14 protein-coding genes and 1 pseudogene are annotated in these 20,896 nt (G+C 71.4%); 3 read left to right on the top strand and 12 right to left on the bottom strand.

From position 1 onward, the window contains the following. Positions 1 to 650: 650 nt before the first annotated feature. Positions 651 to 2,216, bottom strand: a complete 1,566-nt coding sequence (locus tag DFR72_RS43350; RefSeq protein WP_114773988.1) for a hypothetical protein — start codon at positions 2,214 to 2,216, stop codon at positions 651 to 653. Positions 2,217 to 2,409: 193 nt separating this feature from the next. Between DFR72_RS43350 and DFR72_RS45215 the strand changes: the two genes are divergently transcribed. After that, entirely contained in the window at positions 2,410 to 2,793 is a 384-nt protein-coding gene (locus DFR72_RS45215) for a hypothetical protein (RefSeq protein WP_143087009.1), read from the top strand. Between the two features lie 37 nt (positions 2,794 to 2,830). Here the strand turns inward: DFR72_RS45215 and menC are convergent, their stop codons facing one another. From menC to DFR72_RS43295, 11 genes and pseudogenes are all read right to left on the bottom strand, one after another. After that, positions 2,831 to 3,931: an o-succinylbenzoate synthase gene (menC, locus tag DFR72_RS43345; protein ID WP_090073638.1), complete on the bottom strand. Its 1,101-nt coding sequence runs from the start codon at positions 3,929 to 3,931 to the stop codon at positions 2,831 to 2,833. Beyond that, positions 3,928 to 4,728, bottom strand: a complete 801-nt coding sequence (locus DFR72_RS43340) for a GNAT family N-acetyltransferase (RefSeq protein WP_090073641.1) — start codon at positions 4,726 to 4,728, stop codon at positions 3,928 to 3,930. Before DFR72_RS43340 ends, menC begins: the two co-directional genes overlap by 4 nt. Continuing rightward, positions 4,725 to 5,789, bottom strand: coding sequence for a M20 family metallopeptidase (locus DFR72_RS43335; protein ID WP_090073644.1), 1,065 nt, complete (start codon positions 5,787 to 5,789; stop codon positions 4,725 to 4,727). The genes DFR72_RS43340 and DFR72_RS43335 overlap by 4 nt, the downstream gene beginning before the upstream one ends. Beyond that, complete coding sequence (locus tag DFR72_RS43330; RefSeq protein WP_090073798.1) at positions 5,789 to 9,022, bottom strand: serine hydrolase; 3,234 nt, start codon at positions 9,020 to 9,022, stop codon at positions 5,789 to 5,791. Before DFR72_RS43330 ends, DFR72_RS43335 begins: the two co-directional genes overlap by 1 nt. After that, positions 9,010 to 10,041, bottom strand: coding sequence for a dipeptidase (locus DFR72_RS43325; protein ID WP_090073647.1), 1,032 nt, complete (start codon positions 10,039 to 10,041; stop codon positions 9,010 to 9,012). The genes DFR72_RS43330 and DFR72_RS43325 overlap by 13 nt, the downstream gene beginning before the upstream one ends. Before the next feature lie 8 nt (positions 10,042 to 10,049). Continuing rightward, a pseudogene (locus DFR72_RS43320) lies at positions 10,050 to 10,745 on the bottom strand (ABC transporter ATP-binding protein); the annotation flags it as partial. Further along, the gene (locus DFR72_RS43315; RefSeq protein ID WP_090073652.1) at positions 10,742 to 12,568 is read right to left on the bottom strand and encodes a dipeptide/oligopeptide/nickel ABC transporter permease/ATP-binding protein; all 1,827 of its coding nucleotides are present in this window, start codon (positions 12,566 to 12,568) and stop codon (positions 10,742 to 10,744) included. The gene DFR72_RS43315 and the pseudogene DFR72_RS43320, both read right to left, overlap by 4 nt. A 34-nt stretch (positions 12,569 to 12,602) precedes the next feature. After that, on the bottom strand, positions 12,603 to 13,553 hold the full coding sequence (locus DFR72_RS43310) for an ABC transporter permease (RefSeq protein ID WP_090073654.1): 951 nt from the start codon (positions 13,551 to 13,553) through the stop codon (positions 12,603 to 12,605). Beyond that, the gene (locus DFR72_RS43305; RefSeq protein ID WP_090073658.1) at positions 13,550 to 15,118 is read right to left on the bottom strand and encodes an ABC transporter substrate-binding protein; all 1,569 of its coding nucleotides are present in this window, start codon (positions 15,116 to 15,118) and stop codon (positions 13,550 to 13,552) included. Before DFR72_RS43305 ends, DFR72_RS43310 begins: the two co-directional genes overlap by 4 nt. Further along, positions 15,115 to 15,966 carry a serine hydrolase gene (locus tag DFR72_RS43300; RefSeq protein WP_090073660.1) on the bottom strand — a complete coding sequence of 284 codons (852 nt, stop codon included), beginning with the start codon at positions 15,964 to 15,966 and terminating at the stop codon, positions 15,115 to 15,117. The genes DFR72_RS43305 and DFR72_RS43300 overlap by 4 nt, the downstream gene beginning before the upstream one ends. Beyond that, positions 15,963 to 17,339: a serine hydrolase domain-containing protein gene (locus tag DFR72_RS43295; protein WP_090073663.1), complete on the bottom strand. Its 1,377-nt coding sequence runs from the start codon at positions 17,337 to 17,339 to the stop codon at positions 15,963 to 15,965. The genes DFR72_RS43300 and DFR72_RS43295 overlap by 4 nt, the downstream gene beginning before the upstream one ends. A 234-nt stretch (positions 17,340 to 17,573) precedes the next feature. On the opposite strand from DFR72_RS43295, the gene DFR72_RS43290 reads away from it, so the two are divergent. Together DFR72_RS43290 and DFR72_RS43285 are read left to right on the top strand one after the other, a co-directional pair. Beyond that, positions 17,574 to 18,305, top strand: a complete 732-nt coding sequence (locus DFR72_RS43290) for an ABC transporter ATP-binding protein (protein ID WP_090073666.1) — start codon at positions 17,574 to 17,576, stop codon at positions 18,303 to 18,305. A 79-nt stretch (positions 18,306 to 18,384) separates the two neighbouring features. Beyond that, complete coding sequence (locus DFR72_RS43285; protein WP_090073670.1) at positions 18,385 to 20,862, top strand: ABC transporter permease; 2,478 nt, start codon at positions 18,385 to 18,387, stop codon at positions 20,860 to 20,862. The last annotated feature ends 34 nt before the right edge of the window (positions 20,863 to 20,896 follow it).

Genomic DNA, 20,896 nt, shown 5'->3' with positions numbered 1-20,896 from the left:
CAACCGTCTACAGAGGAACCCATCAAGTGTTCAACGATTGGAGTCTACTGACGCGTCAGCGTGTTCAGGCTGGTCAGTTGCCCTTCAGTTGCCCTTCAGTGGCTCCGGGTGTCCACATGCCGTCCAGGCCGATCGACGCCCGGCTGACACGCGACGCAGACGGTCCATTGTGGATGCCGCCGGTCACGGGGCAGACGGATCCAGAACGACCGCGTGCTTGGGAAGCATTCCGGGCAGGTCCCTGCCTCGCACAGTTACCCGAAACCAGGCCCGCCAGTCCGAGCGCCGTGAGTGCACCGCCTGCCCACACGCCCCATCGCCACCGCACGCGTCTGCGCTCCGTCGTCACGACGCTGTGCACGACGAAGGTCAGCTCACGCGCGCACACGGCACACCGGACCTGGTGCCGCACGAGCGGTTCTCAGTCCGTTGGACGTTGCACCTCGCCCGCGGCGGCGTCCCGGTACTCGAACGCGGTCTCGCCGGGCGAGGTACGCGTCCAGAAGTTCATCCGGTGACGCACCACAACCCGATGATTCTGGGCCAGCTCCACCGGCACGACGCCCCTTCCGCCACAGGACTCACACGCACGAGCGCATCGCCGACCTCAACGAATGCGGCGACGGAGCCGAGCTGGACGGCGGGGGTGCTCAACCGGCTGAGCCGGGAACTGGCGGCCGGGGCGCGTCGGTGGCGGAGTCGTGGGTGATCGCCGGGTCGCGGCCGGCCCACCAGCCGGCCGCGACGACCAGGACCATGCACCCCGCTGCGAGGATCAGACCGAGGTGGTCGACGGTCCCGCGTTCGGCAGGAAAGCCCAGGGTCCAGCCGAGTGCGGGGCCGAGGAACGCCAGACCGGTCAGCACGGCGGCGGCGTCGACCACCGCCACACGTGACCGGCGCACCGCGCCCTGCGCCATCGTGAGACCGATGCCGATGCCGATCAGACACAGCACGAACACCAGTGCGGGAACGGTCGACGTTCCGGAGCTGGAGTTGGCGAACGCCATCGCGCCGGAGATCGGGACTTCCGCCGCGAGGAGGAAGACGAGTGGCAGCACCGCGGCGAGCACGTGTCCGAGCCGGGCGCGGGTCCGGCAGACCGCGACCGACATCCCGATCAGCAGAGCGAGCAGGATGATCGTTCCGGCTTCCTTCACGTCGGGTCCGATCACCTGGCCGAACCCGGTGAGCGGCGCGGGGCGCAGTTCCAGCCCGGCCGCGGCGACCACGACCGGCACGCGTCGCCACGCGCCGTCGGCGCCGCGAACCGCGAGCCCTTCGACGCCGTTGGCCACGATCACTTCGTGTCCGCCTGGGACGGCACGGACCTGGACGTCCACACTGGCCAGTTTGGACACGCGTTCGATCCCGCCGGGGAACGGGTGCTGGCGCTTGACGAACAGCCACCGGGCGGCCGGCACCTCCCAGGCGGTGTGCCAGGTCCGACCGCCGTCGGTCGTCTCGTCGACGCCGAGCAGCCGGCCGCCGCGTGGCGTCGCTTCAACGGAGCCGAGGTCGAGGTCACCGCCGTGCACCCGGTAGCAGTGTGCGGTGTCATCAGGCACGCAAGCCTCGACCTGCTGACGCTCCGGCACCTGTCCGGTTGGCGTCTCCGGCAGCAGCGTCCAGTCGCCGACACCGGAGCCGGAACCGTACAGCCGCTCGTCCACCTCGATGACCACCTGCCCGCCCACGACCTGCACGGAGTCCACCGACGGAATCCTCGTGGAGGGCGGGGAAGTCGCGGCGATCGCCAGCACCGCGAACGGCATCGCGAGCACCACCCGCAACCGGTGAGCCGGGCGGTCCGGCAGTGGCGGAGCCGCCGCCGACCGCCGCCAGGCCCACCACGCGAGGCCCAGCGCGGGCAGCGCGATCAGGTCGCTCGGGTCGGCCAGAACGACCGAAGGCCCGTTGACGACAGACCACGCCGCCGACGCCACCTCGGCTCCCGTGCGGGTCAGCTTGACCCACGCGAACCCGGCTCCCGTCAGCAGCGTCGCCGCCGCGGCGCCGATGTGGCCGGCGCGGAACAGGCCGGACAACAGCGCCAGCACCGCCGGCGCCACCACCAGTCCGGCGACGTCGCTGAGCTTGCCGGTGACGAGGCCCGGCCACGCCTGTTTGAACACGTGGTCGTTGAGCAGCAGGACCGCGGTGGCCCCGACGGTCAGCGGATGCGCCACCCAGCGCAGGAAAACCCCAGCTCGCATGAGGCCAGCCTGCGTTGCCGTGATCACGGCAACGACTCGGCCCGGCCCCAGATCGGCCTAGTGAGTGTCCTGTGAGGCAACGAAGCCGGAGGACGATGGCGGCGATGGTGAGTTCGGCCTGGTCGTAGGTGACGCGCTGGGCACAGCGGGTGGCGAGGTCGCGGAACCGCTTGAGCCGGGTGAAGCACCGTTCATGGTGGAGCTGGCACCATCACGTTGGCAGTGGATCCAGCACCACCACAAGTCGGTGGTTGGCCTGATCGTTGACCGAGCGGGAAATTCCTGGGGTTCTCGTCATGGCCGAACACCCGATCCCCCTGCATCGCAAAGCGATCGCACTCACTTCCGCAGTTCTCCTCGCCGCGGCGACGCCGGCGGCTTCCAGAGCCGCACCGCGATCACCCCGGACGGCCGTGCGGTCACCATCGCCGTGACGAACGACGAAGCCGGCCAGGCCGAGGTCCTCGCCTTCTTCGACAAGGCCCTGTGCGCCAAGCAGAAGCAGTCGTGCTCGGTCTCCCCGGCCGCCCGGTGTGGTGGACGCCCCACCACACCGGGCGGCCGGCAGCCGTACTGACCTGCGGGAGTTGCCTTCCCGCAGGTCGATAGAGCGTTCATGTCACAGGAATCCACTCCGTCTTCACCGTCACCGCGTCCAAGGCGTCCGGCAACGGCGTCACACCCAGACCCGGACCGGTCGGCACGCTCAGATGCCCGTCGTCGAGCACGAACGGCTCGGTGATGTCCATCTGGTAGTAGCGGTCCGACGCCGACGTGTCGCCCGGCAGCGTGCAGCCGGGCAACGCCGCCAGCGCCACGTTCGCGGCGCGGCCGATGCCGGTCTCCAGCATCCCGCCGCACCACACCGCGATCCCGTGCGCCGCGCAGACGTCGTGGATGCGCCGCGCCTCCAGGTAGCCACCGACCCTGCCGGGCTTGATGTTGACGATCTGGCAGGCGCCGAGCTTGATCGCGTCGGCGGCCGACGACGCCGAGGTGATCGACTCGTCCAGGCAGATCGGCGTCCGCACGACCTTGGCGAGCTCGGCGTGCGCCAGCAGTTCCTCCTCGTCCAGCGGCTGTTCGATCAGCAGCAGGTCGAACGGGTCGAGCTTCGCGAGGTGCCGGGCGTCGCCGAGCGTGTAGGCGGTGTTCGCGTCGACCTGGAGCAGGACGTCCGCGAACCGTTCACGCACGGCCCGCACGGGTTCGACGTCCCAGCCGGGCTCGATCTTCAGCTTGATCCGCGCGTACCCCTCGTCGACGTACCCGGTGACCGCGTCGAGGAGCTCCGGGACGGAGTTCATGATCCCGACCGACACCCCGCACGGCACGCGATCGCGGACCGCGCCCAGCTCACGGCCGAACGACACCCCGCGCGCACGCAGTTCGGCGTCCAGCACGGCCATCTCCAGCGCTGCCTTGGCCATCCGGTGCCCGCGGAACCTCGCCAGCCGCGGGGCGACCGAGATGCCGTCGATCGGGCCGGTCAGCGCCGGGACCAGGAACCGCCGCAGCACGTCCGCACAGCCCTCCACGTACTCGGTCGAGTACACCGGGTCGGCCATCGCGACGCACTCGCCCCAGCCCTCACCCTCGTCCGTGACGGCGCGCAGGAGCAGCAGCTGCCGCACGGTCTGCGTGCCGAACGAGGTGCGGAACGGCGACTTCAGCGGCATCTCGATCCAGCGGATCTCCACCCCGTCCAGTTTCACGAACTGCTCCTGTCCACTACGTACCAACCTGACCTGTCGAACCCGGTGACGCGGGCACCGCTCGCGAGCAGCCCGCCGAGCACCTCCCGCACGGCGTGACGCCATTCGGTGGCCGCGGCCGGGTTCGTGACCCGCAGCGCCTCGATGTCCGCGGGGACGGCGACCAGCACGGTGGAGCCCGTGCACGTGCCCCGCACGGGCAGCCCGCCGTCGGAGATCCCCAGGGCGACCGCACCCCTGGCGCTGACGACCTTCGGCCGGCCGGCACAGGCGGCGACGGCCTCCGGGGACTCGACGCGCCAGCTGACCAGCAGCCTGTCGCTCTCGCCGCCGGCGTTGATGTCGTCGTGCATCAGGCCGTAGAAGTCCGGCAGGTACTCGGTCGCGTCCGCGCCGAGCTTGCCCAGGTTGAAGTGGGCGTTGCGGCGCACCAGCGGGTCGAACGTCCAGGTGACCTCGCGCAACCCCTGCTCCAGCGCCCACGTCCGCTGGTGCAGCTTCATCGCGTAGCCGACGTTGCGTCCACGCGCGTGCGCCGCCACCCCGGCGATGTGGCTGTGCAGGGCGCCCGCGTCCGGTGGTGAGCAGAAACCGATGCACGCGCCGATCAGGTCGGCACCGTCGAACGCGCCCGCGACGTAGCTGCCCGCCTTGGTCATCGCCCGCAGCAGCTCGGCGGTGACCGGGGGAGTGTTGCCGTTCGACCGCCAGATCGACTCGTAGAGCCGTTGGGTGGCAACGAGTTCGGCGAACTCGGTGAGCGGGCGGACGACGACGTTCTGCGCTACCAGGGTCATGTCAGCTCCCTCACGAGGGCCGCGAGCAACCGGGTGCGCGGCTCGAGCTCCGACACCAGCACGTGCTCGTGCTCGGCGTGCGCCCCGCCACCGACGGCGCCGAGCCCGTCGAGCGTCGGAATCCCCGCTCCCGCGGTGAAGTTGCCGTCGGACGCGCCGCCGACCGCCGCCTGCGTGATGCCCGGGAGGAGCCTCGACGCCAGCTCGAACAACGCCGAGGACGCGGACAGCTCCATCGGCGGCCGGTTCGGGCCGCCGTCGACCTCGACCTTCGCGCCGTCGAGCACGGGCAGCAGGGCCTTCATGTCCTCGTCGACCCGGAGTTGCTCGGCGAGGTTCCGCACGCGCACGTCCACCATGAACTTCCCTTGCGCGGGAACGGTGTTCGTCGTCGTGCCGGAGGAGAGCACGGTCGGCACCACGGTCGTGCCGGTGGCGGCGTCGGCCAACTGCGAGACCGCCAGGATCTGGTGCGCTGCCTCGATCGTGGCGTTCACGCCGCGTTCGGGTTCGAGCCCGGCGTGCGAGGCACGGCCGTGCAGCGTCACCTCGTACATCGACGTGCCCTTGCGCTCGGTCTTCAGCGCGCCGCCGTCCGCCGAACCCTCGCAGACGAGGACGGCCGTGTGCTCCACCGCCTCGGTCTCGATCAGGCCGCGCGACGACGGCGAGCCGATCTCCTCGTCGCCGGTGATGAGAACCGTGACGCCGTCGGGAGAACCCAGCGACGCGACGGCGTGGAAGATCATCACGACGCCGGTCTTCATGTCGAAGCAGCCGGGCCCGCGCAGCACGCCGTCCTGCACGCTGAACGGAATCCGTTGCAGCGTGCCGATCGGCCACACCGTGTCGTGGTGGCCGAGCAGCAACACCTTGCGCGGTCCCGAACCCAGCCGCCACCGCAGGTGGGTGCGGCCGTCGAGCACGATCCGTTCCGGCTCCGAGCCGAGCAGCGCGGCACCCACCGCGGCGGTGACCTCGGCGCTGCGGGCCACTGCCGCCAGATCGGTGGACGGCGACTCGCAGGACACGAGCCGCTCGATGTCGTTCAGCAGGTTCATCAGGACACCTTCGGGGTGGCGCGGACACCCATGTGCACGTACTGCTCCCCGGTGGGCAGCGAGTAGAACACCAGGGAGGACCAGCTCTTCGAGTCCGGCCACAGGTAGAGGAAACGCCCGTCGCCGGCCGGGACCAGATCGACCGCGGGAGGCTTGGGGAACATGTCGGCCATCGGACCGGTGGGCGTCACGTCCAGCTGCAGCCCGCTCTCTCCCTCGACGATGTCGAGGATCATGGAGGCCCGCTCGTACCTGCCGAGGTAGAGGGAGTTGTCCACGGCAGGCGGTTCGTCGTCCGGTACGCGCGGCATCGGCATGTCGAGGTCCGCCAGTTCGGCGAAGATCTCCTTGTACAGCTCCAGGTACACCTCGCGGGCGGTGTCGCCGTTGGTCAGCAACGTGACCGCGAGGTCGTGCCCGGGAAGGATGCGCAGGAACGCGGACTGCCCGATGGTGTTGCCGTCGTGGCCGATCAGCCGCTGCCCGTCCCAGCCGAACCGGATCCAGCCGATGCCCCAGGAGTCGCCCAGCGCCTCCGGATCGGGCACGTCGGTCTGCTTCTCGGTCATCGCGGCCGCCGACGCCTCCGACAACACCTGCGTGCCGTCCTGCGCCTTGCCGCCGCCGAGGTGCATCGCCGCGAACCTGAGCACGTCCTCGGTGCTGCCGAAGATCGTGCCGGCCGGGCCGACCGAGCGCGGCAGCATCCACACCGGCGCCGGTTCGAGCTTCTCGTCCTTGGTGACGTGGCCGACGGCGGCGCGGTGCAGCAGCGCCTCCTCCGGCAGCGTGCCGGTGCGGGTGAGCCCGAGCGGGGCGAAGAGCTTCTCCCGCATCGCGACGTCCCACGTCTTGCCGGTGAGCTTCTCGATCACGCGCCCGGCGAGGACGAAACCGGCGTTGCTGTAGGAGAACGTCGCGCCGAGCGGGTGGTTCTGGGCCGCGTCGGCGAGCAGTTCGGTGTAGCGCTCCAGGCACTCGTCGCCACGGCCGGTGTCGGTGAAGTTGTCGCCGTCGATGCCGCTGGTGTGCGTGAGGAGGTGCCGCATGGTCACCTTCTGCTCGACCACCGGGTCGGAGAGCTTCAGCTCGGGCAGCACGTCGACGATCGGGGCGTCGAGGTCGAGCAGGCCCTCGTCGACGAGCCGCATCACGACGGTCGTCGTGAACACCTTGCCCATCGAGCCGATCTGGAAGATCGTGTCGTCGGTGACCTCGACCCCGGTCGACAGGTTCAGCACGCCGTGGTGCGCGAGGATCGTCTCGCCCTTGTACAGCACGCCGAGCGCGGCACCGGGCAGGCCGTGCTTCTTCGAGAGCGCGGAAAGCCTGCGCTGCCAGTGCTTCTGGTCGAGCGGCTTGCGGTTCTCGGCGTGTTCGCGCACCCAGTCGACGACGCGGCGGTTGAAGTCCTCGCGGTGCGACGGCTTGCCGCCGAGGATGAACAGGTGCGACTCGTCCGGGTAGAGCACCAGCTCGACCGGCACGCCGTTGCGGCGCAACGCGGTGAACCACTGCTCGGCCTGACCCACGGGGCACCGGTCGTCGGCGGCGCCCTGGTAGACCAGGGTGGGCGTGCGGACGTCGGCCACGTGCGTCAGCGGGGAGAGCTCGGTGACGTGGTCGCCCGCGCCGCCCAGTTCCAGCTCGGTCAGGTAGTGGCCGCCGTCGGAGGTGCCCGCCATGCTGGTCAGGTCGCTGACGACACCGCCCGCGACGGCGGCGGCGAACCTGCTGTCGCGGCTGGTCAGGTAGCAGGTCATGTAGCCGCCGTAGCTGTAGCCGGTGACGGCGAGCTTCGCCGGATCGGCGAGCCCCTCGGCCACCAGCTGGTCGATCGGCTCCAGGAAGTCCTTGGCGTCGGACTTGCCCCACGCGCCGAGCGCGGCCTTGTAGAAGGCCTCGCCGTAGCCGTCGCTGCCGCGCGGGTTGAGGAGCAGCACCGCCCAGCCCTGCTGCGCCAGGACCTGGTGGTAGAGGTGGACCGGGTCGGCGGTGCCGTTCCACGCGTTGTGCGGGCCGCCGTGGATGTCGAGCAGCAGCGGCGACGGACCGGTGTTCTCCGGGTCGCGGACCAGCCAGCCGTGCACGACCGTGCCGTCCGAGATCGTGAACTCGCGTTCCTCACGGACGATGGGCTCGCTCTTGCTGTGTCCGGTGTGGACGGTGGCCTCGCCCGTGGTCAGGTCGACGGTGGCGACCTCGCCGAACGACGTGGGCGTGCTCAGCACGACCGCCGCGGTGTCGCCGGCGACGGAAAGCCCGGCCACGACTCGGGAATCCCCGCCCAGCACCAGGCGTGGGACGTCGCCGGACTCCAGGTCCACGGCGTAGAGCTGGGTGCAGCCGCGGTCACGGGCGCAGAACAGCACGGTGCTCCCGTGCAGGGCGGGCAGCCCGCCGGGGTAGCCCGCCATGCCGGGCATGACGTTGCGGTCGAGCGACGCGGACAGGGTGCGCACCTCGCCGTCCGGCGGCAGGTGCAGGAGGTCGAGGTGCCCGGCGTCCGCGGTGGTGCGGCCGGTCACGAGCAACCCGGCCTCGGTCCAGGTGACCGTCGCGGCCTGCCCCTCGGCGAGTCCGGCGACCTCCGGTTCCGAGGCGCCGTCGGCGTCGACGACGTGCACCGGCACGCGGAAGGTCAGGTCGGCGTCCTCGTCGCGAGCCGCCGTGAAGGCGAGCTTCGTGCCGTCCGGTGACCACGCGGGTGCGCTCGCGTGCCAGTCGCCGCCGGTCAGCTGGCGCACCTCGCGGGTCTCCAGGTCGAGGACGTGCAGGTGGGCGCGGACGCTGCGCAGGTAGCCGGCCCCGTCGGACTTGTGGTCGAGGCGGCTCGTGACGATCGGCGCGGTGGCGTCGGCGATGTCCACGGGCGCCGAGAACGCCAGCTTCGTGCCGTCGGGGCTCCAGACCGGTGCGCCCGCGCCGAGCGGGAGCGTCGTGAGCTGCTCCGGCTCGCCGTCCAGCAGCCAGACCTGGGCCGGGCCGTCCTGGGCGCGCAGGAACGCGATCCTGGCGCCGTCCGGTGACCACGCGGGTGACGTGTCCGCCCTGCCCCTGGTGAGCTGCTTCGCCGTGCCGTTCGTGATCCGCCACAGCGCCCGTTCGTCGCGGTCGTTCTCGCGGTCGGTGGTGCGCAGGACGTAGACGACCTCGGACCCGTCGGGTGAGATGGCGGGCTGCTCCGGCAGCGCGTGGCCGTACAGGTCCTCGATGGTGGTCACTTTGCGGATCCCCTCAGTTCGGAACGGAACAGGTCGAGCACGTTCAGGCCGAGGACTCGCACGACGTCCTCCTCCGGCCAGCCCCTCTTCTGCAGTGCCTCGGTCACCAGCGGCAGGCCCGCCGGTCCCTCCAACCCTGGCAGGAACCGGTCGGTCGGGACGCCCTCGATCAACTGCGCCTCGCAGCACGGCGGTGTGACGTCCTCGAGGACCTCCTTGACGAAGTCCGGGCCGAGGCCGACGTGGCGCACCCCCATGACGCCCGCGATGTGCTCGACGTGGTCGACCAGGCGGTCGATCGTGAAGTCGGACTCGTGCAGGAACGGCGCGAAGAAGTTCACGCACACCACGCCGCCGTTGGCGGCGATGCCCCGCAGTTGCTCGTCGGTGAGGTTGCGGTGGTGGTCGCGCAGCGCCCGTGCCGACGAGTGCGTCGCCATCACCGGACGCGACGAGAGCTCCAGGACGTGGTCGACGCCCGCCGCGCTCAGGTGGCTGACGTCGAAGATCATGCCGAGGCGTTCCATCTCGGCGTGCGCGGCGACTCCGGCCCTGGTCAGCCTGCTGCCGGTGGCGTCCTCGCCGCTGCCGTCGGCCAGCGCGGTGCGGCCGAAGTGGGCGAGGGACGCGATCCGCACGCCCAGCCGGTGCAGGGTCTCCAGGAGTTCCACGTCCTCGCCGACGCCCGGTGCGCTCTCCAGTGCGAGCACGAGCGCGATCTGGCCGTCGGCCAGCGCCTGGTCGATGTCGGTGCCGTCGAGGCAGAGCCTGGTCTCCGGGCTCGCCTCGGCGATGCGGTGCGCCGCCTCGATCATCCGCAGCGTCTGCCTGAGCGCGCCTTCGGGCCGGAACACGTCGTCGACGAACACCGGCAGGACCTGCAGGTTCACCCCGCCCTGCTGGAGCTGCGGCAGCCACCGTTCGCGGAAGTGCGGCACCCACCGCTCGACCGGGCGGTGGACGATGGCGTCCAGCAGGTCGTTGTGGGTGTCCGCGACGACGCTGCGCCCGTGCAGATCGTCGATCATGAAGCCTCCAGCCTCGTGTGCCGTCTGGGCGCGGCCGCGAGCAGCTCGCGCGTGTACTCGTGCTGCGGGTCCTCGAGCACCTGCCCGGCCGGCCCCTCCTCCACGATCCTGCCCGCCTTCATCACCGCGATGCGGTCGCTCACGTACCGCACGACGGCGAGGTTGTGCGAGATGAACAGCATGGAGAGGCCGAGCTGTCGCTGCAGGTCCCGCACCAGGTTCAGCACGGCGCCCTGCACGGACACGTCGAGCGCGGAGGTGATCTCGTCGGCGATGACGACCCTGGGGTCTCCCGCCAGCGCCCTGGCGAGCGCGACCCGTTGCCGTTGCCCGCCGGAGAGCCTCGCCGGCAGTGCCGAGGCACGGCCGGGGTCGAGGTTCACCAGTTCGAGCAGCCGGGCGACCTCGGCCTTCTTGTCGGTGCCCCGCGGCATGGCCTCGGCGATCGAGTTGCCGATGCTCATCCGCGGGTCGAGCGACGAGTAGGGGTCCTGGAAGACCATCTGGACCTTGCCGTCCGCCCTGATGTGGCCCTCCGTCGGCTTGCGGAGGCCGACCGCGGTGGCGGCGAGCGTCGACTTGCCCGACCCCGACTCGCCGACCAGGCCCACGACCTGTCCCGCCGGCACGGTGAGGCTGACGTCGTCGACGGCCGTGTGGTGGCCGAAGCGGACGGTGACGTTGGTGAAGACGAGTTCGCTCATCGCACACCCGCCAGTTCGGTCTCCGACTTCCAGCACGCGACCCGGTGGTCCGGCCCGAAGTCCGTGAGCTCGGGTTCCTCGGTGCGGCACTGGTCGTCGGCGAGCGGGCACCGCGGCGCGAACGGGCACCCGCGACCGATCTCGCCGGGCTCGGGTGGCCGGCCGGGGATGACGGCGAGCGGCGCGTCCCGGTCCGTGTCGAGGTCGGGCACCGCCTTCAGCAACGCCGTCGTGTACGGGTGCCGCGCGGCCGTGAAGAGCTCGTCGGTGGGCAGTTCCTCGACGATGCGGCCCGCGTACATCACGAGCACGCGATCGCAGGTCTGCGCCACGACGGTGATGTCGTGACTGATGAGCAACACCGCGGCACTGCGGTCCTCCCTGATCCTGGCGAGCAGCCTGAGCACCTCGCGTTGCACGGTGACGTCGAGCGCGGTGGTGGGTTCGTCGGCGATGACCAGCTGCGGTTCGCCCATCAGCCCCATCGCGATCATCGCCCGCTGCCGCATGCCGCCCGAGAACTCGTGCGGGTACTGCCTGGCCCGGCGCTCCGGCTCCGGGATCCGCACGGCGCCGAGCCGGTCGACGGCCTTGCGCGCCGCGTCCCCGCGGCCGAGCCCCTGGTGGACCTCGGACACCTCGGCGAGTTGCCGGCCGATGCGCTTGGTGGGGTTGAACGACGTCGTCGGGTCCTGGAACACCATCGCGAGCCGCGTGCCCAGCTCCCGGTCCGGGGTCTTGTCGAGCGGCTTCCCGCCGAACTCCAGCGCGTCCGCGGTGACGGTGCCGGGGTGCTCAACCAGCCGGGACACGGCCAGCGCGGTGAGGCTCTTGCCGGAGCCGGACTCGCCGACCACCCCGATCATCTCTCCGTTGTGGACGGTGAACGACACACCGCGCACCGGCGTGATGCCTCCGGGGAAGCTGACCCGGAGGTTCCGGACGGTCAGCAACCCGCCGTCGTCCGGTGCACTCGGCGTTGTCGCCGGCACGGCCGTGGCGCGGTGCGACCGCTGCCGGTGGCCTGCCGCGGCGGCCTCGCCGAACAGGTTGAACGCCAGCCCCGCGAGCACGACCGCGACCGCCGGCCCGAGCGCGGGCGCGGGGGAGATGTAGATGCGGTTGAGGCCTTCGCCGAGCAGCCGCCCCCAGTCGTAGGAGGGTGCCTGCACGCCGATGCCGAGGAACGACAGCCCGGCGAACGCGGTGAGCGCCGACCCGGCCGCCAGGGTGGCGTTGATGACGAGCGGCTCGGCGATGTTGGGCAGGACGTGCCGGGTCAGCAGCCGGAACCGGCCCACCCCGCACACCCGCGCGGCCGCGATGAAGTCACGTCCGCTCACCGAGGCCGTCAGCGTCTGGGTGAGGCGCGCGAACGACGGTGTGATCGCGAACGCGATGGCCAGCACCGCGCCGATCGTCCCGGTGCCGAAGATGACGGCGAAGAACAACGCCAGCAACAGGCCGGGGAACGCGACGGCGATGTTCACCCCGGAGGTGACGATCCGCGCCGCCCACCTCGGCAGCACCGAGGGCACGGAGCCGAGGACGAGGCCCGTGACGACGCCGATCACCGTCGCCAGCAGCGCGAGGCCGATCGTGAGCCGCGTGGCCACGAGCACCCGGAAGAAGATGTCGCGGCCGAGCTGGTCGGTGCCCAGCAGGTGGTCCGCGGAGGGGCCCTGCTGGAGGGCATCGGTGTCGATGGCGGCGGCCCGGTCGCCCCAGAGGACCGGGGCGAAGATCGCCAGCGCGAGGAGGACGGTGAGCAGCACGGCGGAGGCGGCGCCGACGGGGGAGCGGAGGAAGGTCAGGCGACGCATGCCGCCTCCCCGGACGTCGGTGGTGCGGGGCGCATCACGCCTCCCTGATCGTCGAACGCGGATCGAGCATCGCCAGCACCACGTCGACCACGAGGTTCACCAGCAGCACCCCGGCCCCGTACACCAGCACGATGCCCTGCACGGCCGGGTAGTCCTTCTGCTGGATCGAGCCGACGATGGTCGACCCGAGTCCGGGCCACGCGAACACGTTCTCCACCAGCACGGTCCCCGCGACGAGGGCGGCGAGCATCATGCCGCCCAGCGTCAGCGTCGCGGTGACGGCGTTGGGCAGCGCGTGCCGCACGTACACCAGCCGTGACGGCAGGCGCTTGGCCCGTGCGGTTCGCACGTAGTCGTTGCCCAGCACGGAGAGCAGCTCCACCCGCACGATGCGGGCGAGCACCGCGGCCGGTCCGATCGCCAGGGCCAGCACCGGCAGCACCCACGATCCGGCGGCGTCGTTGCCCGCCACCGGGAACAGGTTGAGCTGCACGGCGAGGAGGCTCACGAGTCCCACGGCGAGCAGGAACTCCGGGATCGCGGCCAGCACCACGCTCGTCGACGTGAACGCCAGCTCGCCGCCGCGCCGGCGACCGCCCTTCGTCAGGACGGCCATCACGACGCCCACGGGCACCGCCACGGCGACGACCACCAGGAAGGCGAGCACCGCCAGCTGCATCGTGGCGGGCAGGCGGTCGCCGATCAGCGACGCCACCGGGGTGCCGCTGATCAGCGACGTGCCGAACTCACCGCGGAACAGGCCGCTCAGGTAGTGCCAGTACTGCACGGGCAACGGGTCGTCGAGGCCCAGTGCGGCGCGGCGGGCGGCGACGAGGTCCGGTGGTGCGGTCAGGCCCAGCGACTCGCGGACCGGGTCGCCCGGGATCAGGTGGATCATCAGGAAGGCCGCGGTCACGAGCACCCACAGCGAGGTCAGGAAGCGCAGCGCCCGCCGCCGCGCGAACGGGACCCAGCCAGTGGTCATGAGGCGAGCATCCGGATCGAGGCCGGGTCGACGCTGTCGCTGATGGTGAACCGCGCCCCCTTGACGAACGTCGGCACGACGGCGTCGAAGTACGGCACCAGGCCGGCTTCGCGGACCAGGGCGGCCTCGGCCTTGCCCCAGTGCTCGCATCCCTGCGCACCGGCCAGTGACGCGGCCTGCTTCGACTCCGAGGCGAACTCCGCGTTGGTGATGTGGGCGAAGTTCACGCCCTGCGGCGGCACCGGGCCGGACGCGAACGGAACGAGCTGGCTCGGCAGCGACAACGTCACCGGTGCCATCGACACGTCCCACGCGCCGGTGCCGAACAACGTCTGGTTGACGCCGGCGGCGTCGACGGGCTGGATCTCCACCCGCACACCGATCGCTTGCCACGCCTGCTGGATCAGCTCGGCGGCCGAGGTCAGCGTCGGGCCGAGGACGGTCGGTTGGAGCAGCTTGACCGACAGCGGTGTGCCGTCCTTCGACCGCACGCCGTCCGATCCGGCACGCCACCCCGCCGAGTCCAGCGCACCGGCGGCGGCCGTCTTGTCGAACGCGGGCAGGTTCGGCCCCACGTTGTCAGTGGTGCAGGGACGGGGTTCCACGGTCACGAGGCTCTTGGACGGCCTGCCCTTGCCGTTGGTCAGCACCTTGCCGACCTGGGCGAGGTCGAGCCCCTGGACCAGTGCGCGCCGGACGGCGGGGTCCTGGCCGGGATGGCCGGCCGCCTGGTTGAACCACAACGTTCCCAGCGGGGTCGCGGTGTCGACGTGGTCGAGTTTCTGGCCCAGCAGGCGTTCCTGGTCGGGTCCGGCCACGGTCGCGGCGGTGAGCTGGCCGGACAGCAGCAGGTTCACGGCGGTCGTCTCGTTCGCGATCACCCGGACGACGACCTTCTCCGGCAGGCCCTGCTGGTCCTTCTCCCAGTCGCCCGGTCCCCACGCGAAGTCCTTGCGCCGCACCAGGGTGTAGTGGTCGTTGGGTACGATCTCGGAGACCGTGAACATGCCGGTGCCCTGCTCGCCCTTGGCCAGCAACGCGCGGTCGCCCAGGCCCTTGGCGCACACGATCGGCAGCGTGCCGACGTTGGTCAGCAGGAACGCGTCGGGCGCGCCGCTCGTCACCGTGACGGTGCGGGTCGCCTCGTCCGCCGTGGCCGTCGTGCCGGGGGCGACCTGGAGTCCGGCCAGCGGCGAGTTGTTCTTGGGGTCGCCGACGAAGGTGATGTTCGCGGCGACGTCCGCGGCGGTCAACGGCGCGCCGTCGGCGCACGTGATGCCTTGGCGCAGCGTGAAAGTCGCCGTCGTGACGGTGGCGTCCCACTTCTCGGCGAGACCGGCCACGATCTCGCCGCTGGACGTGCGTTCGATCAGCCTGCCGTAGAGGAACCGGCCGACCTGCCGTGCCACGGAGAGGACGGTCAGTGCGGGGTCGAGCGAACCCGGATCGGCGCCGACCGACATCGTGAAGGTCTTGCCCTCGGCCAGGTTCTGGCTGCCGGAGTTCGCCGACGTTCCGCATCCGGCCAGGGCAACGGCCGCGAACAGGGCTACCGCGCGCTTCATGACGTCCTCCGGAGCTGGTCGACGGCGAGGCGTCCGGCGCGGCCGATCACCGCGTCGGCACTGGGGTTGCGCAGGTCGAGCGACTGCGAGCGGGTGAACACCGCGACGGCGTAGGCGCGGCCGTCCGGGTAGGTGACGACGCCGGCCTCGTTGCGGACGCTCGGCAGCGTGCCGGTCTTGGCGGCGACCAGGACGTCGGCGGGGAAGCCGGACGAGAGCCGGTGCGGCCAGATCTGCTGGGCCATGATCGCCCGGACCCGTTCGCACGCCTCGGGTGCGGCGGCGCGATCGGTCCAGATCGCGTCGAGCAACGTCGTGATCTCCCTGGGCGTCGAGGAGGTCGTGCGCTCGGGGTCCACGATGGACAGCTTCGGCACCACGGCGGGATCCGTCATGGCCTCCTCGACGTCCCCGGTGCCGAGGTCCGCGACCACCGAGGCGAAGAGGTCCTCGCAGCAGCCCAGGATCCGGGTCCGCGGCAGCCCGGCCACCACCGCGTCGACGGCGGCCTGCCCGACGCGGTGGAACACGACGTCGGTCGCGGCGTTGTCGCTCATGGTCATCATGAACAGGGCCAGGTCGCGCCAGCTCATCTCGACGTCGTCGCGGCACCCGGCCGTGCCGATCCCGCCGATGCGGTAGCGGGGCGTGACGCGCGTCCGCTCCGTCTCGTCGAGCCGTCCCGCCGCCACCTCGGCCGCGTAGGCCACGACGACCGGGATCTTGAACACCGACGCCAGCACGACCTGCTCGTCCGCGCCGTGCCCGGCCTCCGGGCCGTCTACCCCGATCTCACGGGCGTGGACGAACCCCTCCACGCCCGCTTCGGCGAATGCCTCCGCGATCACCGGACGACCCGGCGGTCCGCGCGGCCGGTGTGCAGGAACAGCGCCCGCCCGTTGCCGTCGTCACCGACGAACGCGTGCGGCATGTGGATGCCCATGACGGGCTCGGCGGCGACGAGCGTGTCGTCGCGCCACGGCACCAGCTCGGTCTTGCCGGCGGACTCCGGGCTCAGCTCGGCCATGATCCCCTTGGGGATGACCTCCATCCAGATCCGGCCGTCCTCGTCCTGGGTCACAACGCGCTCGCTGACCGCTGACACGTACACGCCGGTGAACCGCTCGCCGTCCACGCGCGGGGGTTCCGCCGCGGGTTCGGGCATCGCGGGCAGTTCGACGCCGGTGAGCTCGCGCAGCACGTGCCGGAAGATCGCCTGGTACAGGTCGATCGTCTTGCCGCCGTTGGTCAGCAACGCGACGGCGACGCCGTGCTCGGGAACCAGGCGCAGGAAGGCGTTCTGGCCGATCGTGCCGCCGTCGTGCCCGATGACCGTCGCCTGCGGGTAGTGGAACAGCTCCCAGCCCAGCCCCCAGGCGTCGCCCATCAACGCCAGGTCGGGCACCTGCACCTGGACCTGCCGCATGGCCGCGGCGCTCTCCGGCGACAGCACCCCGCCGCCGTCGTTCATGTGCATCCGCGCGAACTTCAGCAGGTCGCGAGGGCTCATCGCGAGCATCGACCCGGCCGGGGCGTTCGACCGCACCAGGGCCCAGACCGGCGCCGTCTGCGGCCCGGCGGCCTCGTCGTGGGTGAGGTGCCCGGCGGCGGCGCGGTACAGGATCGCCTCGTAGGCGTCCGCGGCGGCGTGGGTCAGGCCGAGCGGGGCGAACAGGTGCTCGCGCAGGCAGTCGTCGTAGGACTTGCCGCGCACGACCTCCACGATCCGGCCGAGCACGCAGTAGCCCGCGTTGTTGTAGCTGAACATCTCGCCGGGCGCGAAGAGCTGGGGCGTGTCGTGCAACGTGGCGACGTACTTCTCCACGCAGTCGTCACCGCGGCCGGTGTCGGTGAAGAGGTCGCCTTCGAAGCCCGACGTGTGGTTCATCAACTGCCGCACCGTGATCCGCGCGGCGGCCTCCTCGTCGGCGATCTTGAACTCGGGCAGGTAGTCGCGCACGGGTGCGTCGAGGTCCAGGAGGTCCTCGTCAACCAGTTGCATCGCGAGCGTCGTCGTCCAGACCTTGGTGATCGACCCGATCTGGAACAGCGAGTCGGTCGTCGTCTCGACGCCGGTGTTCTTGTTGAGCACTCCCGCCGCCGCCTCGGCCACGTCGTCGCCGACGGTGACGGCGACAGCGGCCCCCGGTACGCCGTGCTCGGCCACCAGTCGCGGCAGGTTCTCCTGCAGCCAGTCGTTGATCTCGTTGAGCTTGGACATCCGCGCCCCATCCAGGTCGACGTGACTCCGGTCACCGCCAACGCTAGGTTCGGCGCCCTCTCGCTCACCTCGTCGCAGCGGACGAATCTGGCCTCCCCGATCTGTCCGCGCCGACGAACCCACTCGGTGGTAGAGCCTGCTCCACCCCGGTCCCGGCAGTCTGCGTGATCGATCCGCGCCACCTCGCAGAACTACCTTCTTGCTCAGAAGTCGTTGCGAGCCAAGGAGAACGTGATGAGTGCAGACGCGCTGTCGCTGCAGGCGGTGCGGAAGGTGTACGGCTCCGGGGGTGGTGCCGTCACCGCGCTGGACGAGGTCACCGTCGGCATCCGGCGGGGCACGTTCACCGCCGTGATGGGACCGTCCGGCTCGGGCAAGAGCACCTTCCTGCACTGCGCGTCGGGCATGGACCGGCCGACGTCCGGGCGCGTGCTGCTCGGCGACACCGACCTCGGCGGACTCAAGGAGGCCGCGCTGACGCGGGTGCGGCGCGACCGGATCGGGTTCGTCTTCCAGGCCTACAACCTGTTGCCGTCGCTGACCGTCGAGCAGAACGTCACCCTGCCGCTGCGCCTCGCCGGACGCACGGCGGACCGGGGCTGGCTGCGCGAGGTCGTCGGCAGGGTCGGTCTCGACGGACGGCTCGACCGGCTGCCGTCCGAACTGTCCGGCGGCCAGCAGCAACGCGTCGCGATCGCCCGCGCGCTGGTGGCCCGGCCCGAGGTGGTGCTGGCCGACGAACCGACCGGCGCGCTGGACTCCAGGACCGCGCACCAGGTGCTGACGCTGCTGCGGTCCATTGTGGACGACATGGGGCAGACGGTGCTGATGGTCACGCACGACCCGGTCGCCGCCTCGGCCGCGCACAGCGTGCTGTTCCTGGCCGACGGACGGCTGGCGGGCGAACTGGTCGCACCGACTCCGGAGAAGGTCGCCGAGCGCATGACGCACCTGGGGGAGTGGTGAGCGTGGGACAGGTCCTGACCGCCGAGTTGCTGGCGTTCGCGCTGGTGATCGCATGGAAGTTCGTGGGGAGTGACCGGCGGTGCTGAGCCTCGCCTGGCAGACCGTGAAGGCCCGCACCAGCGGGTTCGTCGGCGCGTTCGTCGCCATCCTGTGCGGCACCGCGCTCGTCGCGGCCTGCGGGATCCTGATGGAGTCGGGCCTGCGCGGCGGCGTGCCGACCCAGCGTTACGCGGCCGCCGACGTGGTCGTCACCGGCGACCGGACCGTGCGGCCGCCCGGCGGCGACGTCATGGCGTTCGAACACGCCGCCGAGCAGCCCTCCGTGCCCGCGGCGCTGGTCGCCAAGATCGCCGCGGTGCCGGGTGCGCGGGCCGTTCCCGAGCAGACGTTCCCCGCCGTGGTGGTCGGGCAGGACGGGCAGCCGCTCGCGAGCAGGTCGTACGGCCACAACTGGGACTCCGCCGTGCTCGCGCCGTTCACGCTGAGGGCGGGCGACGCGCCGAAGCAGGGCGAGGTGGTCCTGGACTCGGCGCTGGCGGCCGAGGCGGGCCTCGGCGTGGGTGGCGAGGTCCGGATCATGACCCGCTCGGTCCCCGAGACCTACCGCGTGGCCGGAGTCGCCGAGGCGACCGGACGGGCGCGCCAGGCCTCGGTGTTCTTCAGCGAGACCGAGGCGGCCGCGCTGTTCGGACGCTCCGGGCAGGTGAGCGCCATCGGCGTGCTGGGCGCCGGCGCCCGGCAGGTCGAGAACGCCCTCGCGAACGACCACGTCACGGTGTCGTCCGGCGCCGACCGCAGCGCCGCCGAGTTCGACGACGTCAGCCAGACCAAGTCGATCCTCGCGATCCTGGCCGCCTCCTTCGGCGGGTACGCGGTCCTGGTCGCGATCTTCGTCGTGGCCAGCACCCTCGCCCTCACCGTCGAGCAACGCCGCCGCGAGTTCGCCCTGCTGCGGGCCGTCGGCGCGACGCCGCGGCAGATCCGCAAGCTCATCGGCGTCGAGACCACGGTCGTCTCGGTGGTCGCCGGCGTGATCGGCAGCCTGCTCGGCATCGGGGTCAGCCAGGGACTGCGCGCCGCGTTCGCGCGGATCGGCGTGGTGCCGGACGACTTCGCCCTCTCGATCAGCCCGATTCCGCTGGTCGCGGCCCTGCTGATCGGGGTGGGCGCGGCGCGGCTCGCGGCCTGGAGCGCGTCGCGCAGGCCGTCGTCGATCAATCCCGTCGAGGCGCTGGGCGAGGCCGCGGTGCAGAAGCGGGACGTCGGCAAGGTCCGGCTGGCCATCGGGTGGGTCCTGACCGCGCTCGGGCTCGGCGCGACCGCGGTGCCGCTGTTCATCGGCGGGCAGATCGGCGCGGCGCTCGCCGTGTCGGCGGCACTCGTGCTGATCATCGGGCTGGCGCTCACCGGGCCGAGGGTGATCGGGGCGGCGGTGCGGGTGATCGCGCCGGTGCTGGCCAGGTCGTCCGGTGTGAGCGGCTACCTGGCCTCGGCGAACGTGCTGAAGAACTCGCGCAGGCTCGCGGCCGCGGTGACGCCGCTGATGCTCGCCATCGGGTTCGCGGTGGTGAACTACTACAGCCAGACGACGCTCACGGCCGCCGTGCAGCAGCAGACCGAGCGGTCGATCACCGCCGACCACGTGATCACCGGTGTCACGGGCGTGCCCGCCGAGGTCGTCCGGCAGGTCCAGGGCGGGACGGCCACGTCGCTGGTGCGCACGCAGGTGATCACCGCGAGCAGGACCGGGGACAGCGTCGAGGTGCAGAGCCGTCCGGCCAACGGCCTCGACTCCACGGCGAGCGGCATGGTCGACCTCGGCGTCGTGTCCGGCAGCCTCGACGACCTCCGGACGGGCACGGTCGCGTTGAGCGACGCGCACGCCTCCTGGGAGGACAAGGGCATCGGCGACACGGTGGAGTTCTGGTTCGCTGACGGTCAGCAGGCGAAGCTGAAGGTCGTCGCGACCTACGAGCACGATCTCGCGTTCGGCGACTACGTGCTGTCCGCCGCCGACGCCCGTGCCCACACCACGGCCGGCATGGACAGCGCCGTGCTCGTGAAGGGCGCGGACGTCACCGCTCTCAACGGCCTGACCAGCCTTTACCCAGGCCTGCAGGTGACCGAACGGGTCGCGGCGCAGGACCGCGGCGCCGAGCGGACCCAGTTCCTGCTCAACCTGGTCGCGGTCGGCGTCATCCTCGGCTACGTCGCGATCTCCGTGTCGAACACGCTGGTGATGTCCACGGCCGCCCGCCGCCGCGAGTTCGCCCTGCTGCGGCTGGTCGGCACCGGGCGCCGGCAGATCGTCCGGATGATGCGCACCGAGGCGCTGCTGACGGTCGGACTGGCCGCCGTGCTGGGGTCGCTGGTGGCAGTGGTGCCGCTGGGGATGCTCGCGCTCGGCCTCACCGGGAGCCCGCTGCCCGCCGGGTCGATCCTCGTCTACCTGGGTGCGCTCGCCGGTGCCGCGTTGCTCGGCCTGGTGTCGATCGCGGTGTCCACCCGGTTGTCGCTGCGCGCCAAACCCATCGACACCATCGGCAGCCGCGAGTGAACGCGACAAAGGCCACCCGGACCGGGTGGCCTTT

It is taken from the genome of Lentzea flaviverrucosa, from assembly GCF_003350445.1.
In the GTDB taxonomy this organism is placed as follows: Bacteria; Actinomycetota; Actinomycetes; order Mycobacteriales; family Pseudonocardiaceae; genus Lentzea; species Lentzea californiensis.
The sequence above is the reverse complement of the archived record's forward strand: the minus strand, read 5'-3'. Positions and strand labels throughout refer to the sequence as shown.

What these genes read in the sequence shown, in the direction of transcription:
- DFR72_RS43350 (WP_114773988.1), bottom strand. Translation starts at nt 2,216, where the DNA reads ATGCGAGCTGGGGTTTTCCTGCGCTGGGTGGCGCATCCGCTGACCGTC.
- DFR72_RS45215 (WP_143087009.1), top strand. Translation starts at nt 2,410, where the DNA reads ATGGTGGAGCTGGCACCATCACGTTGGCAGTGGATCCAGCACCACCAC.
- DFR72_RS43340 (WP_090073641.1), bottom strand. Translation starts at nt 4,728, where the DNA reads ATGACCCTGGTAGCGCAGAACGTCGTCGTCCGCCCGCTCACCGAGTTC.
- DFR72_RS43335 (WP_090073644.1), bottom strand. Translation starts at nt 5,789, where the DNA reads ATGAACCTGCTGAACGACATCGAGCGGCTCGTGTCCTGCGAGTCGCCG.
- DFR72_RS43325 (WP_090073647.1), bottom strand. Translation starts at nt 10,041, where the DNA reads ATGATCGACGATCTGCACGGGCGCAGCGTCGTCGCGGACACCCACAAC.
- DFR72_RS43315 (WP_090073652.1), bottom strand. Translation starts at nt 12,568, where the DNA reads ATGCGTCGCCTGACCTTCCTCCGCTCCCCCGTCGGCGCCGCCTCCGCC.
- DFR72_RS43310 (WP_090073654.1), bottom strand. Translation starts at nt 13,553, where the DNA reads ATGACCACTGGCTGGGTCCCGTTCGCGCGGCGGCGGGCGCTGCGCTTC.
- DFR72_RS43305 (WP_090073658.1), bottom strand. Translation starts at nt 15,118, where the DNA reads ATGAAGCGCGCGGTAGCCCTGTTCGCGGCCGTTGCCCTGGCCGGATGC.
- DFR72_RS43295 (WP_090073663.1), bottom strand. Translation starts at nt 17,339, where the DNA reads ATGTCCAAGCTCAACGAGATCAACGACTGGCTGCAGGAGAACCTGCCG.
- DFR72_RS43290 (WP_090073666.1), top strand. Translation starts at nt 17,574, where the DNA reads ATGAGTGCAGACGCGCTGTCGCTGCAGGCGGTGCGGAAGGTGTACGGC.